Below are 13,528 nucleotides of genomic sequence, written 5' to 3'. Positions count from 1 at the left end.
CAACGGGAAAAATTCGCGTTGCCCTAGCATCCCAACGAAGAGGAGTTCGAAATGGCTTACGACGACATTCGCAACCGCGACCCCGACGTCAAGGAAACCCACGATCTGATCGCCTCCGACAAGGTCGAGGGTACCAAGGTCTACGATCCCCGCGGCGAGCACATTGGCTCCATCGAACGCATTCTGGTGGAAAAGCGCAGCGGCAAGGTATCTTACGCCGTCCTCAGCTTCGGCGGCTTCCTCGGCATGGGCCACGACCATTACCCACTCCCCTGGAGCAAGCTGAACTATGACGAAAGCCTGGGCGGCTACCGGGTCGACGTCACCAAGGACCAGCTCGAAGGCGCCCCCAAATACGACACCGACGACGAAGACTACTGGACCGCCGAAAACGGCCGTCGCGTCTACGACTATTACGGCGTCGCCCCTTACTGGATCTAACCCCGGCAACACAAGCCATGCACAGCCGGCGTCCCTCAGGGGCGCCGGTTTTCTGCGTCACTGCAGCGGCAGGTCGATATCGAGAAAATCTGAATGGTGCTGCCGGACAGGATTGAACTGTCGGCCTCTCCCTTACCAAGGGAGTGCTCTACCACTGAGCTACGGCAGCATCTGCGCGGCGGGCTTGGCCCGGGTCCGGCGACGGGCGCTCTAGTGCCATAGGCCAAACCTCGACGCAAGGCTAAAAAGCGCATATCAACCTGCAAGTGCCAACCTGAGATCAAGGGGCCAAAGCCGCGGGCCGGCTTTTCGCACAAACCTTGCGACAACACGGGCTAATGCCGGACCGATGAGCAAATCCGAACAGGCAGCGCAACGCGAGCAAAGACTGGCCGCCAAGCTGCGCGAAAATCTCAAACGCCGCAAAGGTCAGCTCAAGGCCCGTGCCGATGCCGATACGCGCTCACCCGAGATCGATCCGGCCGTCCAACGGCAAACGGGCAATAAACCGTAAACCATTTTCGGGCTGAATTGGCCCTCACGCCACAGGGTCGAAATCGCCACCATGTTTTCGACAAACCCGGCAGACATTTAAGATCATGGGGCGAAGGTGCTGATTCCAGCACAATCTCCCGCGTTCCGGGCCTGAGCCACATCGCCCGCCTTGTTGGCGGAGCACGATTCGGCTATTGAGGCCAGCTTTCACCCCAGGGGCGTTTCCGCCCCGCTTGAGGATATCCAGGATGGATCGCATTCGTTTGGTCGGCGGCAATGAACTGCACGGGGAAATCGTCATCTCCGGCGCCAAGAATGCCGCGCTGCCGCTGATGATCGCCTCGCTTTTGACCGATGAGCCGCTCGTGCTGCAGAATGTGCCGCGCCTGGCCGACGTCAAACAGCTCGAGCGCATCCTTGAAAATCACGGCGTCGATATTGCCGTGCATGGCCGCCGCCGCGGCGAGGATGAGGGCGTCGGCCAGCGCATGACCTTCCATGCTGCCGATATTGTCGACACCACCGCGCCCTATGATCTGGTCTCCAAGATGCGCGCCAGCTTCTGGGTCATCGGCCCGCTGCTGGCCCGCGAACACAATGCCCGTGTTTCCCTGCCCGGCGGCTGCGCCATCGGCACCCGGCCCGTCGATCTCTTCTTGTTCGGCCTCAAGGAACTGGGCGCCGAAATCGACATCGACGAAGGCTATGTCGTGGTCAAGGCGCCCAAGGGTGGCCTCAAGGGCGCCCATATCGTCTTCCCCAAAGTGTCGGTCGGCGCTACCCACACCATCATGATGGCCGCGACGCTCGCCAAGGGCACGACCATCATCGAAAATGCCGCCCAGGAACCCGAAATCACCAATGTCGCCGAATGTCTCGTCGCCATGGGCGCCAAAATCTCGGGCATCGGCACCCGTACGCTGACCATTGAAGGCGTCGACAAGCTGCATGGCGCCACGGTCGATGTTATCCCTGACCGTATCGAAACCGGCACCTTCGCCATGGCCACCGCCATGACGGGTGGCAATGTGTTGCTCAAGGGCGCTCGCGCCGAGCATCTGGAAGCCGCGCTCGATATTTTGGGCCGGACCGGCACGGTGATCACCCCCGAAGCCGATGGCCTGCGCGTCTATCGCAATGGCAATGGCATCCAGCCGGTCGATATCGAAACCGATCCCTTCCCCGGCTTCCCCACGGACCTGCAAGCCCAGTTCATGGCGCTGATGACCATGAGCTCGGGCACCAGCCAGATTCGCGAAACCATTTTCGAAAATCGCTACATGCATGTGGCCGAACTGGCCCGCTTCGGCGCCGATATCACCGTTGATGGCCAGGTCGCCACGGTCACCGGCAAGTCCCAGCTCAAGGGCGCCCAGGTGATGGCAACCGATCTGCGCGCCTCGGTTTCGCTGGTCATTGCCGGCCTTGCCGCCAAGGGCGAAACCGTGGTCAACCGCATCTATCACCTTGATCGCGGCTTCGAACGGCTGGAAGACAAGCTGAGCCGTTGCGGCGCCGAAATCGAACGCCTCGCCGGCTAGCGTCATGAGCAGGCCGCACGGGTTATTCGCCTGGCATGACCTGCTCACTACGGATGTGGAGAAGGCCAAGGCCTTCTTCACCGCGACGCTGGGCTGGACCTACGAGAATTACGATCTGGCCGGCGAACCCTATTTCGTCATCCGCTCGGGCGATGAAATGGTCGGCGGCCTTGGCACCTTGAGCCAAGGCTATCTGGCCGGCTCGCAATCCTATTGGCTGGGCTTTGTCGAAGTGAACGATATCGACCGCCGCTTCGCCATTGCCGTTGAGCACGGGGCCAGCGTAATTCGCGGTCCTCATGACGTGCCCGGTATCGGACGGCTTTGCGTACTCAGCGACCCCACCGGCGCCATTATCGGCTGGATGCAGGGGCTCTAATCCAGCGTCTGCCGATACCGCATCATCGCCACCACTGAGATTACGCCGACGATCACCGCCAGCGCGAAAAACTCGCCGCCCAGATCCCAGCTATCGGCCCCTTTCAGCATCACCATGCGCACCAGCCGCATGAAGTGTGTCGCCGGCACGGCGACCCCGATGCTTTGTGCCCAGCCCGGCATGCCGGCAAAGGGAAACATGAAGCCACTCAGCAGGATCGAGGGCAGTATGGTGAAAAGGCTCAACTGCATGGCCTGCATCTGATTGCGCGCCAGCGTCGAGATCAGAAAGCCCAGCGCCAGATTGCCCAGGATGAACAGGTTAAAGCCGATGAAGAAGGCCATGAACGTGCCCTCGAACGGTACGCCGAACAGCGCAAACGCTGCCACGAGGAACACCGCGGTCTGCACATAGCCCACCAGCACATAGGGCAGGATTTTGCCCAGCATCACTTCGAATGGCCGCACCGGCGTCGAGATCAGCATTTCCATCGTGCCGCGCTCGCGCTCCTTGACGATGGCCACCGCGGTAATCATCACCATGGTCATCGAGAGGATGATGGCCAACAGGCCCGGCACGATATTGGTCGAGGTCTTGCCCTCGGGGTTATAGGCGCGGTGCACGATGACGCCGAACGGGGCAGGGGCCGCTGCCACCTGGGCCAGCGGCCCGGTCAGCGTCTGGCTCATCGCGCCCGCAATGATCCCGCTCAGCGCCGCCACCGCGCCGCCCACCGCCGACGGGTCCGCCGCATCGGCCGCCACCAGAATATCGGGCCGGTGTCCCCGGATCACATCGCGCTCGAAATGGGCTGGAATGACCACGACGAAATTGGCACTGCCGCGCCGTAGCGCATCTTCGCCTTCGCTCGGACCATGCACCACGCCTTCAAAATCGAAATAACCCGAGGTCTGCATCCCGGTCAGCACCGCGCGCACCAGCGGGCCGTCATCATTGACTTCGACCAGCGTCGGCAAATGGCGCGGATCGGTATTGATGGCAAAGCCGAACAGCAGCAATTGAATGATGGGCAGGCCGATCATCATGGCAAAGGTGACGCGGTCGCGCCGCATCTGGATGAATTCCTTGAGCAGCACCGCGCCAAAGCGCGACAGCGAGAAGAACCGGTTCATGCCGCATCCCGCGCGAAATTATCGCGCGCCCCCGTCATGAGATAAATGAACGCCTCCTCAAGCCCCGCCGCCTGCAGGCTCCAGCGGAAGCGCCCCTCGGCCTCATGTTGCCGCACCGTGTTTTCCAGCGCCGCCGCATCGGTGCCCGAGACATGCAGGGTCGAACCGAACCGCGCAATCTGCAGCACGCCAGGCTGCCCGGTTAGCTCGGCCTCCAGCGCCGCGAGGTCCGGCCCCTCCGCCCGCCAGGTGGTCAGCCCCACCATTTTGGGAATGTCGGCGGCCGGCCCGTCGATCAGCTTCTTGCCATAGGCGATATAGGTGATGAAATCGCACTGCACCGCCTCGTCCATGTAATGGGTCGAGACCAATACGGTGACGCCGGCCTTGCTCAGCCGGCGGATTTCATCCCAGAAATCGCGTCGCGCCTTGGGATCGACGCCTGCCGTGGGCTCGTCCAGCAGCAGCAATTGCGGGTCGTGGATCAGGCAGGCCGCCAGCGCCAATCGCTGCTTCCAGCCGCCCGACAGGGTGCCCGCCAATTGTCCTGAGCGATCGGCCAGCCCCAAATCGGCCAGCGCGGCGCTCACCCGCTGGTCCCGATCGGCAACGCCGTACATCCGCGCCACGAAATCGAGATTTTCGCGAATGGTCAGGTCTTCATAGAGGCTGAATTTCTGCGTCATATAGCCGACCTGCGTTTTGATCGCGGCGGCCTGCTTGCGCACGTCGAACCCGAGGCACGTCCCTTGCCCCGCATCGGCCAGCAGCAGCCCGCACAGCATGCGGATCGTCGTGGTCTTGCCCGAGCCGTTCGGCCCCAGAAAGCCATAAATGGCGCCGCGCGGCACCCGGATGTCGAAATGGTCGACCACCAGCTTGTCGCCAAAGCTCTTGGTGAGCCCGGTCACGTCGATGACGTTTTCCCCGTTCACCGCGTCACCGTCACCGGCTGGCCCGGCCGCAAACCGCCGGGCGCTTCCAACTCGGCTTCCACCAGATAGACCAGCCGCCCGCGCTCCTCCTTCGAATAGATCACCGGCGGGGTGGTCTGTGGCTCGCTGGCGAAATAGGTGATCCGGGCTGACATGGCCGTGCAGCCATCGCATCCCACCTGCACCATGCCGCCCACCGCCAGCGCCGACCGGTCAGCCTCCGGCACAAAGAACCGCGCCTTGAGCGCCCCTGCCGGCAGAATCGAAACCACCGGCGTTCCCGCCGTCGCAATTTCCCCCGCCGAATAGAACAATCGATCCACAATGCCCGCCACCGGCGCCGTGGTCTGGCGATCCCTCAGGTCAAGCTGCGCCCGATTGGCATCGGCTGCCGCGGCCTCCAACTCGGCCTCCGCCGCCACCTGTTGGGCATTGCGCGCCGGCAATTCGGCCACGCCCACTTGCGCGGTGAATTGGGCCACCTGCGCCTGTGCCGAGGCCAGCGCCGCCCGGTCCTGCTCGACCCGCGCTTGCGTTGTCGTACCTGCCGCCAGCAATTTCTCGCTGCGCGCCAGGTTCGATTGCGCCAGCGCCAGATCCGAGCGCGCCTTGGCCAGCGAGGCCCGGATCACGTCCACTTCGAGCGCACGGCTGCCGGTCGTCAGGTTATCCAGATTAGCCTCTGCCGATTGCCGGCGCGCCAGCGCTGCCTTGAGCAGCGCCTGCTGCTGCGCATCGTCCTGGGCGAACAATAAGTCACCCAGCCCAACCGGCTCGCCTTCCGTCACCGTCACATCGACAAGGCGCCCGGCACCCACCGGCGCCACATAGACATAGTCGGCCTCCAGATATCCCGGATAGCCACCCGCATCACCCGCCCCGCCCGGCAGCAGGGCCATCAACGCTGCGAAAATACCTCCGAGGAAATCGCTCATGGCCGCGCCTCCGCCGGTTGCGTGCTGATGCCGTGAAACAGGATATCGAGATGGTTGGCAACGAACCGGTCAAGCGCCAGGTCCCCGCCTTCCGGCATGATGCCGAACAATTCGCCCAGCGCCACATGGGCCAGCAGCGGGCCGATGATCGAGCGCACCGTCAGTTCGGGATCGACCTTGCGCAGTTTGCCACTGTCCACCCCGCGTCGGACCAGCCCGATCAGTGCCGGCATCACCTTGTCGAGCACTTCGTTGCGATAGAATGTGGCGATGAAGGGAAAGCTCAGCACTTCCCGAAGGATCAGCTTGGGCACCGCAATCGCCTCGGGCCGCGCCAATTGCTGGATCAGTACAGTCAGCAACATGGTGATGGGCACCCGCGGATCGCCCTCATAGGTCTCAAGATCCGGCAGCGCGCGCAACGCAATCGGCGCCACCGCCCGCCGTACGATCCCCTCGATCAGCGCTTCCTTGGATGGAAAATAGAGGTAGACCGTGCCCTTGGACACGCCCGCCCGCCGCGCCACCTCATCCACCTTGGCCGCCGCATAGCCCTTCTCCACAAACACCGCCAGCGCCGCATCCAGCACCTCATCCGGCCGCGCCTCAGCCCGCCGGCGGAATTTCTTCGGTGTCTCGGTCATGGGTGGGCTCCAATTTGTTGCCGTACAAAATAACTGACTGGTCAGTCATTTGCAAGAGCGGTGTTTTTGGTGAGCAGGGAAGGCAGGGGCGGGAGGCGAGAGGCGGGAGGCGGGGTGCTGCGGCCGAGGCAAAGGGATAGCTAGGCGAGACGCCTTTTTTCCCCGCCCGCATTGCCCCCATGCCGGCAAACTTGTAGATCGGGTATTGCGTGACCAGATAGGGTCGTCTCGACACACAAAAGGCCGCCAATACCATGACCGATCTCAAGCTTCTGGCGCTTGATACCGAAGATCTCGATGTGCTGTCCGCCCATGTGCAGGATGCCGTGGTGCGGGTGGCCGACATGGGCTATGCCCGCGGCGACCGGCGCTTTGCCCTGCTGATGAACCGCTATGATTGGGAAAGCGACAAGCCGCGTGGCAAGGGCGTGCGCAAGCGCGCTGCGCTGCATTTCGATGCCGTCCAGTCGGTGGTCACGGCCGGGTTCGATCCCAACGCCCATGATGGCGTGCTGAACCTGCTCGCCATCACCTTCATCCCCATCGATGGCCCGGCCGGCATGGTCGAGCTCAGCTTTGCTGGCGGCGGCACCGTGCGGCTCGGCGTCGAATGCCTTGAAGCGCGCCTCTCCGATCTGGGCGCCGCCTGGGCCGCCACGGCCAAGCCTGCCCACACGCTCGACTGACCAATCCTTAGACCGACAGGAATTTCATGCCGATCCGCCTCGACAGCGCCAGCCCCGATTTCGAGCAAGCCTTTGTTGCCCTGCTCGGCGGCAAGCGTGAAAGCAGCCAGGAAGTGGGCGACATCGTCGCATCCATCATCGCCGACGTGCGCGCGCGCGGCGACGTGGCCGTGGCGGAACTGACCAATAAGTTCGATTCCGCCGGCGTCACCCCGAACACACTCAAATTCAGCCAGGACGAGATCGACGCCGCCACCGCCCGGGTTACCCCCGAGGTGATGAGCGCGCTGCAATTCGCCCATGACCGCATCCGGGCCCACCACGAAAAGCAGCGGCCCGAAGATCACATTTATACCGATGATCTGGGCGTCACCCTGGGCACCCGCTGGACGGCGATCGACGCCGTCGGCATCTATGTGCCGGGAGGTCTTGCCTCCTACCCCTCCTCGGTGCTGATGAATGCGGTGCCCGCCAAGGTTGCCGGGGTCGAACGCATCGCCATGGTCGTGCCCACGCCCAATGGCCAGCTCGCTTCGGCCATTCTCGCCGCCGCCAGGATTGCCGGCGTCACTGAGATTTACCGGATCGGCGGCGCCCAGGCTATCGCGGCCCTCGCTTACGGCACCGCTGCCATCCCCCGCGTCGACAAGGTCGTCGGCCCCGGCAATGCCTTTGTCGCCACTGCCAAGCGCCAGGTCTTCGGCCAGGTCGGCATCGACATGATCGCCGGCCCCTCCGAAGTCCTGGTCATCGCCGACGGCTCGGCCAATCCCGCCTGGGTTGCCGCCGATCTGATCGCCCAGGCCGAACACGGGGCAGGGGCCCAGTCCATTCTCGTCACCACCGAAAAAGGCCTGGCCGACGCTGTGGAAGCCGAGGTCGATCGCCAGCTGTCCCTGCTGCCCAAGCAGACCATCGCCCGCCAGGGCTGGGACGAATTCGGCGCCATCATCACCGTCGGCTCGCTCGATGAAGCGGCGGACCTGGCCAATCGCATCGCCTCCGAGCATGTCGAACTGGCGCTCAATGATCCCGAGATGATTCTGCCCGCCATCCGCCATGCCGGCGCGATCTTCCTGGGTCATCACACACCCGAAGCCATTGGCGACTATGTCGGCGGCTCCAACCACGTGCTGCCTACCGCCCGCTCGGCGCGATTCGCCTCAGGTCTTGGCGTGCTCGATTTCATGAAGCGCACCTCCATCCTGCGTTGCGACCCGATGTCGCTGGCTGCCTTGCGCGAGGCCGCCGTCACCATCGCCGAGGTGGAAGCCCTTGATGGCCATGGGCGGTCCATTTCCATCCGGCTCAATCATTGAGCATCACGATGGCAACAGCGGGCGAAATCGCAACGACCGACCGCCTGGTGACCGTAACTCTCGACCCCAACACCATCACCTCGATCAATCCCGACGAGGTGCATGAATGGCGCATCGCCATTTACGACCTGCTCGAAAACAACAGCTTTCGCCCCGCCCGCGTCGCTGCCAAGGGGCCGTTTGCGCTGCACATGTCGATCATCGGCAATTTCATCGTGCTCGATGTGCGCCACCCCGAGACCTTCCAGCCCATCGCCGCCCATTATCTCTCGCTCACCCCGTTCCGCCGGCTGATCCGCGACTATTTCCGCATCCGCGACGCCTATTACGAGGCGATCCGCTCCGCCCAGCCCTTCCAGATCGAAACCGTCGATATGGCTCGGCGGGGCCTCCATAATGACGCCGCCGAGCTGCTGCGCACCCGCCTCACCAACAAGATCATCATCGATCTCAATACCGCCCGGCGCCTCTTCACCCTCATCTGCGCCGTCCAGCCCTATGCCAGCCGGATCGACGAGAGCAAAAGCGAATTGCCCAGCGTGCTGTTTGTCTGCTCGATGAATTCGGTGCGCTCGCCCATTGCCGCCGCCCTGGCGCGCCAGGCGTTTCCCGGCCGTATCATCGCCCGCTCGGTGGGCGTCAATGGCGGCAAGGCCGATCAGTTCGTCCATGAGGTCATGGAGGAGATCGGCATTGATATGAGCGTGCACACGCCCCATATCCTGGATGAACTGGTTGCCAACCGTTTCGATCTCGTCATCACCCTTTCCGACGATGCTCCCGAAGCCGTGGCCCGCAAGGGTCTCGAGGCCGGTGCGGTTGAGCAATGGCAGGTGGCTGATCCTTCGCTTGTGGAGGGCAGCCGCGAGCTGATTTTGCAGGCCTATCGCGATCTGCGCGACAGCCTGCGCAAGCGCGTGCGCACGCGCTTGGAACCATTGGTTTCAGGAGCGCTTCCAGCAAAAGTGGACCCCACTTTTGCGGTTCGGAAGGGCGACCAGAACTGACTTGCGCGGACGTGGCGCAAGTGGTTCACAAATCCTTTGAATTCCTATAGGTTGCGCGCAATTTCCGGCCCCCGGGCGGCAAATCGATGCCCCGTGGGTCCTTTCAGGAGACAGTATGGCGAAGGAAGAAGTGCTCGAATTTCCGGGCGTGGTAACTGAATTGCTTCCCAACGCGACCTTCCGGGTCAAGTTGGAAAACGAGCATGAAATCATTGCTCACACCGCTGGCCGCATGCGCAAGAATCGCATTCGTGTGCTGGCTGGCGACAAGGTCCTGTGCGAAATGACGCCCTATGACCTGACCAAGGGTCGCATCACCTACCGCTTTAAGTAAGGCACCGCGCCGATGGCCAGCCGTCCAGAACTTATCCTGGCTTCCGCCTCGCCGCGGCGTCTTGCCTTGCTCAACCAGATTGGCATCGAGCCCGAGCATCTGGTGCCCGCCCACGTCGATGAAACCCCCGAAAAGGGTGAATTGCCGCGCAAGCTGGCCCAGCGCTTGGCCGATCTGAAGGCATTGACCGCTCAACACAAAGCCCGTTCCGCCGGCTATGGCGCCGGCGCCCTCGTGCTGGCCGCCGATACGGTGGTTGCCGTTGGCCGCCGCATTCTGCCCAAGGCCGAGACCATGGAAGAGGCATCCCAATGCCTTGCTTTGCTCTCGGGCCGCGCCCATCGCGTTTACACCGCGCTGACCGTGCTGACGCCCTCGGGCGCCAAGCGCCAGCGCCTGGTCGAAACCCGCATCCGCTTCAAGCGCCTCTCCACCCGCGAGATGGAAGCCTATCTGGCCTCGGCCGAATGGCGCGACAAAGCCGGCGGCTACGCCATCCAGGGCATTGCCGGGGCCTTCGTCGTCAAGCTTGTCGGCTCCTATACCGGCGTCGTCGGCCTGCCCCTGGCGGAAACCGCCTCGGTCCTCGCCGGGGAGGGCTATCCGGTCCATTTCAACTGGCTCAACCAATCAGCGCTGTCCGGCGTCTGATGGCTAAGGTCCCCGTCAAAACCTGCCCTATTTGCGGCAAGCCCGCGGTCGAAAAATACCGCCCCTTCTGCTCGGCCCGCTGCGCCGATGTCGACCTCAACCGCTGGTTCACCGGCAGCTACGTCATCCCCGCCCGCGACGACGAGCCGGTCAACGACACCTCCATCCCCGGCATGGACGAAGACGATAATATTTAGCCATCGCGGGACTATGCCGAGTAGACCTCATGGTGGGCCTGTCGAACCACCAGGTCGTGCCGCTATTCCTGCACCATTCCCAAACTCCTTTTCCACACCCCCTTTTCCCGCTTGCGCGCCAAAAACCCTTCCCCTATAAGGCCCATGGCTTGACGCCGGGCGGTCCTTCCGCCCCGTTGCCCGGGTAGCTCAGTTGGTAGAGCAGCGGATTGAAAATCCGCGTGTCACTGGTTCGATTCCGGTCCCGGGCACCATTCCTTCCTAACATTTGCCAGCACGCCGCGCCCGCTCGCCATTGCGGCCATTTTGCGGCAAACGATGCCTTAACGGCTTTCCCCTAAATTCGCCTCGAGCTGTCCGGATCGCGCGGTCCGGTACGAGTTGCATTGGGAAAACCTCACGCCATGAATTTTCGCTCTCTGTCGGTCAAGACTGCCATTCTGAGCGGATTGGCGCTCGCCATCGTCTTTGCCATCGGCATTTTTGTGCTGGTCCAGCAGGTGGGCCAGACCATCGACCGGCAGACCCGTGCCTATCAGGCTGCCAGCACCGCCAGCGTCGCCGATGAAGTGGCGGCCAGCCTCTCCGCTGCGGCCGCGACTGCCGATGGCGTGGTGACGGCGCTCGAATCCCTCAAGGAAGCCCGCACCGCCAGCCGCTCGGTCTATGGCGCACTGCTCGAGCACACGCTCGAGCGTAACCCTTCCCTGCTTGGCGTGTGGTCGGGCTGGGAACCCAATGCACTTGACGGTCGCGATGTCGATTTCGCCAACCGTCCCGGCCATGACGCCACCGGCCGCTACATCCCCTATTGGAACCGCGGCAGTGGCGAGATCGTCAACGAGGCCCTGACCGGCTATGACGATCCGGTCGCTGGCGCCTATTATCAGCGTCCCAAGGCCGAAGGCCGCATGGTCGCGATCGATCCCTATCTTTATGCGGTGGGCGGCAAGGACGTGCTGATCATGTCCTTCGGCGCGCCGATCATGGTGGGTGGCACCTATATGGGCACGGGCGGTGTCGATCTGTCGCTGGCCGAGGTCAATGCCCGCCTTGCCGAAATCAAGCCCATGGGTACCGGCACCGTGACCGTGCTGACCGCCGCCGGCATGGTTGTCGCTCACCCCGACGCGAGCCTGATCGGTCAGACGCTGCCGGCCTCCGATCCGCTGACCGGCCTGGTCGCGACCGCGCTCGCCAATGGCAGTGCCGAGGCCGATCTGGCCGCTGCCGACGGCACCGCCTTGCGCGGCGTCGCCGTTCCCTTCGCCGTGGGCGGCACGCTTGATCAATGGGTCGTGGTTTCCAGTGTACCGCTCGCTACCCTCACCGCGACGCAGACCGAAACCCAGTTCACCATTATCGGTCTCTCCGCTATCTGCGTACTGATCGCGTGCCTCGTGATGTTCGCGCTGATCCGCACCATGATCGGCAAGCCCCTCGGCACGCTCGGCGCCACCGTCGATGCCGTCGCCGGCGGCAATTATCACAGCGAGATCAAAGGTACTGAGCGCGCCGACGAAATCGGCACGCTGGCTCGCGCCGTCGAGATTTTCCGCGATAACGGCCTCAAGATCAGCCAGATGACCGAGGAAGAACGCGCCGCCGTGATCCAGCGCCGCGTCGAGCGCACCGATATGATGGTGGCGTTGCAGGCGGCCTTCGGTGAAGTGGTCGATGCCGCCATCGCCGGGGATTTCTCCAAGCGCGTCCACGCCCAGTTCCCCGATGCCGAACTCAACGCCCTGGCCGGCAGCGTCAATGCCCTGGTCGAAACCGTCGATCGCGGCCTCGGTGAAACCGGCGCGGTGCTTGCCGCCATGGCCGATACTGACCTCACCCGCCGCATGCAGGGCAATTACAGCGGCGCCTTCGCCAAGCTGCGCGACGACACCAATGCGGTAACCGACAGGCTCACCGAGATTGTCGGCGGCGCCAAGGCCATCTCTGGCACATTGCGCGCCGCCACCAGCGAAATCCTGTCCGGCGCCAACGATCTGTCCGAACGCACCACCAAACAGGCCGCGACGATCGAGGAAACCTCGGCCGCCATGGAACAGCTTGCGTCCACCGTCGCCGAAAACGCCAAAATGGCCGAAGCCGCCAGCACCAAGGCCCAGACCGTCTCGACCAGCGCCGCGCAAAGCGGCCACACCATGGATCAGGCCAATGCCGCCATGGAGCGGATCACCGAGGCCTCGTCCAAGATTTCCAACATTATCGGCATGATCGACGACATCGCCTTCCAGACCAACCTGCTGGCGCTCAACGCCTCGGTCGAAGCCGCCCGAGCCGGCGATGCCGGCAAGGGCTTTGCCGTGGTGGCGGTCGAAGTGCGGCGCCTTGCCCAATCGGCGGCCTCTGCCTCCGCCGACGTCAAGCATCTGGTCGAACAAAGCGCCAGCGAAGTCCGCGGCGGCACCAAGCTCGTCTCCAACGCCGCCGAGCAATTGGCGTCCATGCTTGCCGCGGTCGATGAAAATGCCCGCCTCATGCAGGCCATCGCCAAGTCGAGCCTCGAACAGGCCGCCGCCATCGGCCAGGTCAATGTCGCCGTGCGCACCCTCGACGAAATGACCCAGCATAATGCCGCCCTGGTCGAAGAAATGAACGCCGCCATCGAGCAGAGCGAAAACCAGGCCAGCCAACTCGACATGGCCGTGGACGTCTTCACCCTCGAACCCAGCGCCACCGAACCGGCTCCCGCCAAGCCTCGTCGCGCCGCGCCACCAACCACCATCGAACGCGTCCGCTCAGCCTCGCAGTCCTACTTGAGCCAAGGCAGTGCGGCTATCGCCAAGGATTGGTCGGAGTTCTAGGGCCAGTCAGTA

The 13,528-nt window shown here is 63.5% G+C and carries 15 protein-coding genes, 2 tRNA genes and 1 pseudogene; 13 read left to right on the top strand and 5 right to left on the bottom strand.

Annotated features, from left to right (window positions below; translation table 11 throughout):
- Positions 1–51 precede the first annotated feature (51 nt).
- Positions 52–441, top strand: coding sequence for a PRC-barrel domain-containing protein (locus ACI3KW_RS10355; protein WP_113124041.1), 390 nt, complete (start codon positions 52–54; stop codon positions 439–441).
- A gap of 94 nt (positions 442–535) precedes the next feature.
- Here the strand turns inward: ACI3KW_RS10355 and ACI3KW_RS10350 are convergent.
- Positions 536–610, bottom strand: a tRNA-Thr gene (locus ACI3KW_RS10350).
- A gap of 180 nt (positions 611–790) precedes the next feature.
- Between ACI3KW_RS10350 and ACI3KW_RS10345 the strand changes: the two genes are divergently transcribed.
- The 3 genes from ACI3KW_RS10345 (at position 791) to ACI3KW_RS10335 (ending at position 2,856) form a co-directional block, all read left to right on the top strand.
- Positions 791–955 carry a hypothetical protein gene (locus tag ACI3KW_RS10345; RefSeq protein ID WP_404847999.1) on the top strand — a complete coding sequence of 55 codons (165 nt, stop codon included), beginning with the start codon at positions 791–793 and terminating at the stop codon, positions 953–955.
- A gap of 229 nt (positions 956–1,184) precedes the next feature.
- Complete coding sequence (gene murA / locus ACI3KW_RS10340; RefSeq protein WP_113121644.1) at positions 1,185–2,477, top strand: UDP-N-acetylglucosamine 1-carboxyvinyltransferase; 1,293 nt, start codon at positions 1,185–1,187, stop codon at positions 2,475–2,477.
- Positions 2,478–2,481: 4 nt separating this feature from the next.
- Positions 2,482–2,856: a VOC family protein gene (locus ACI3KW_RS10335; RefSeq protein WP_404847998.1), complete on the top strand. Its 375-nt coding sequence runs from the start codon at positions 2,482–2,484 to the stop codon at positions 2,854–2,856.
- Here the strand turns inward: ACI3KW_RS10335 and ACI3KW_RS10330 are convergent.
- Genes ACI3KW_RS10330 through ACI3KW_RS10315 form a run of 4 tightly spaced genes read right to left on the bottom strand, consistent with a single transcriptional unit; the run spans position 2,853 to position 6,503 of the window.
- Positions 2,853–3,989, bottom strand: coding sequence for an ABC transporter permease (locus ACI3KW_RS10330; protein ID WP_404847997.1), 1,137 nt, complete (start codon positions 3,987–3,989; stop codon positions 2,853–2,855). The two genes, ACI3KW_RS10335 and ACI3KW_RS10330, sit on opposite strands and share 4 nt — an antisense overlap.
- On the bottom strand, positions 3,986–4,924 hold the full coding sequence (locus tag ACI3KW_RS10325) for an ABC transporter ATP-binding protein (protein WP_404847996.1): 939 nt from the start codon (positions 4,922–4,924) through the stop codon (positions 3,986–3,988). The genes ACI3KW_RS10330 and ACI3KW_RS10325 overlap by 4 nt, the downstream gene beginning before the upstream one ends.
- Entirely contained in the window at positions 4,921–5,859 is a 939-nt protein-coding gene (locus tag ACI3KW_RS10320; RefSeq protein WP_404847995.1) for an HlyD family secretion protein, read from the bottom strand. Before ACI3KW_RS10320 ends, ACI3KW_RS10325 begins: the two co-directional genes overlap by 4 nt.
- Positions 5,856–6,503 (bottom strand): TetR/AcrR family transcriptional regulator, encoded by a 648-nt coding sequence (locus ACI3KW_RS10315; protein ID WP_404847994.1) that lies wholly within the window; start codon positions 6,501–6,503, stop codon positions 5,856–5,858. The genes ACI3KW_RS10320 and ACI3KW_RS10315 overlap by 4 nt, the downstream gene beginning before the upstream one ends.
- Positions 6,504–6,757: 254 nt before the next feature.
- Here ACI3KW_RS10315 and ACI3KW_RS10310 point away from each other — a divergent pair, with 254 nt between their 5' ends.
- The 9 genes and pseudogenes from ACI3KW_RS10310 to ACI3KW_RS10270 all read left to right on the top strand — a co-directional run bounded on the left by ACI3KW_RS10310 (position 6,758) and on the right by ACI3KW_RS10270 (position 13,516).
- Positions 6,758–7,189: a DUF2948 family protein gene (locus ACI3KW_RS10310; RefSeq protein WP_262169735.1), complete on the top strand. Its 432-nt coding sequence runs from the start codon at positions 6,758–6,760 to the stop codon at positions 7,187–7,189.
- 26 nt (positions 7,190–7,215) lie between these two features.
- Positions 7,216–8,508, top strand: coding sequence for a histidinol dehydrogenase (gene hisD, locus ACI3KW_RS10305; protein ID WP_404847993.1), 1,293 nt, complete (start codon positions 7,216–7,218; stop codon positions 8,506–8,508).
- An 8-nt stretch (positions 8,509–8,516) separates the two neighbouring features.
- Positions 8,517–8,990, top strand: a pseudogene (locus ACI3KW_RS10300) (UPF0262 family protein); the annotation flags it as partial.
- 57 nt (positions 8,991–9,047) lie between these two features.
- Positions 9,048–9,515: a protein-tyrosine-phosphatase gene (locus ACI3KW_RS10295; protein ID WP_404848154.1), complete on the top strand. Its 468-nt coding sequence runs from the start codon at positions 9,048–9,050 to the stop codon at positions 9,513–9,515.
- A 115-nt stretch (positions 9,516–9,630) separates the two neighbouring features.
- Positions 9,631–9,849 (top strand): translation initiation factor IF-1, encoded by a 219-nt coding sequence (infA, locus tag ACI3KW_RS10290; RefSeq protein WP_035082742.1) that lies wholly within the window; start codon positions 9,631–9,633, stop codon positions 9,847–9,849.
- Positions 9,850–9,861: 12 nt separating this feature from the next.
- Positions 9,862–10,500: a Maf-like protein gene (locus tag ACI3KW_RS10285; protein ID WP_113124003.1), complete on the top strand. Its 639-nt coding sequence runs from the start codon at positions 9,862–9,864 to the stop codon at positions 10,498–10,500.
- Positions 10,500–10,697, top strand: a complete 198-nt coding sequence (yacG, locus tag ACI3KW_RS10280; protein WP_404847992.1) for a DNA gyrase inhibitor YacG — start codon at positions 10,500–10,502, stop codon at positions 10,695–10,697. Before ACI3KW_RS10285 ends, yacG begins: the two co-directional genes overlap by 1 nt.
- Before the next feature lie 178 nt (positions 10,698–10,875).
- A tRNA-Phe gene (locus ACI3KW_RS10275) sits at positions 10,876–10,951 on the top strand.
- Between the two features lie 150 nt (positions 10,952–11,101).
- Positions 11,102–13,516, top strand: a complete 2,415-nt coding sequence (locus ACI3KW_RS10270; RefSeq protein WP_404847991.1) for a methyl-accepting chemotaxis protein — start codon at positions 11,102–11,104, stop codon at positions 13,514–13,516.
- Positions 13,517–13,528 lie beyond the last annotated feature (12 nt).

Source organism: Devosia sp. ZW T5_3, from assembly GCF_044987315.1.
Lineage (GTDB): Bacteria > Pseudomonadota > Alphaproteobacteria > Rhizobiales > Devosiaceae > Devosia.
This window is presented reverse-complemented; position numbering and strand designations above follow the sequence as displayed.

What these genes read in the sequence shown, in the direction of transcription:
- infA (WP_035082742.1), top strand. Translation starts at nt 9,631, where the DNA reads ATGGCGAAGGAAGAAGTGCTCGAATTTCCGGGCGTGGTAACTGAATTG.
- ACI3KW_RS10315 (WP_404847994.1), bottom strand. Translation starts at nt 6,503, where the DNA reads ATGACCGAGACACCGAAGAAATTCCGCCGGCGGGCTGAGGCGCGGCCG.
- ACI3KW_RS10320 (WP_404847995.1), bottom strand. Translation starts at nt 5,859, where the DNA reads ATGAGCGATTTCCTCGGAGGTATTTTCGCAGCGTTGATGGCCCTGCTG.
- ACI3KW_RS10285 (WP_113124003.1), top strand. Translation starts at nt 9,862, where the DNA reads ATGGCCAGCCGTCCAGAACTTATCCTGGCTTCCGCCTCGCCGCGGCGT.
- ACI3KW_RS10330 (WP_404847997.1), bottom strand. Translation starts at nt 3,989, where the DNA reads ATGAACCGGTTCTTCTCGCTGTCGCGCTTTGGCGCGGTGCTGCTCAAG.
- hisD (WP_404847993.1), top strand. Translation starts at nt 7,216, where the DNA reads ATGCCGATCCGCCTCGACAGCGCCAGCCCCGATTTCGAGCAAGCCTTT.
- ACI3KW_RS10310 (WP_262169735.1), top strand. Translation starts at nt 6,758, where the DNA reads ATGACCGATCTCAAGCTTCTGGCGCTTGATACCGAAGATCTCGATGTG.
- yacG (WP_404847992.1), top strand. Translation starts at nt 10,500, where the DNA reads ATGGCTAAGGTCCCCGTCAAAACCTGCCCTATTTGCGGCAAGCCCGCG.
- ACI3KW_RS10355 (WP_113124041.1), top strand. Translation starts at nt 52, where the DNA reads ATGGCTTACGACGACATTCGCAACCGCGACCCCGACGTCAAGGAAACC.
- ACI3KW_RS10335 (WP_404847998.1), top strand. Translation starts at nt 2,482, where the DNA reads ATGAGCAGGCCGCACGGGTTATTCGCCTGGCATGACCTGCTCACTACG.
- murA (WP_113121644.1), top strand. Translation starts at nt 1,185, where the DNA reads ATGGATCGCATTCGTTTGGTCGGCGGCAATGAACTGCACGGGGAAATC.
- ACI3KW_RS10345 (WP_404847999.1), top strand. Translation starts at nt 791, where the DNA reads ATGAGCAAATCCGAACAGGCAGCGCAACGCGAGCAAAGACTGGCCGCC.
- ACI3KW_RS10270 (WP_404847991.1), top strand. Translation starts at nt 11,102, where the DNA reads ATGAATTTTCGCTCTCTGTCGGTCAAGACTGCCATTCTGAGCGGATTG.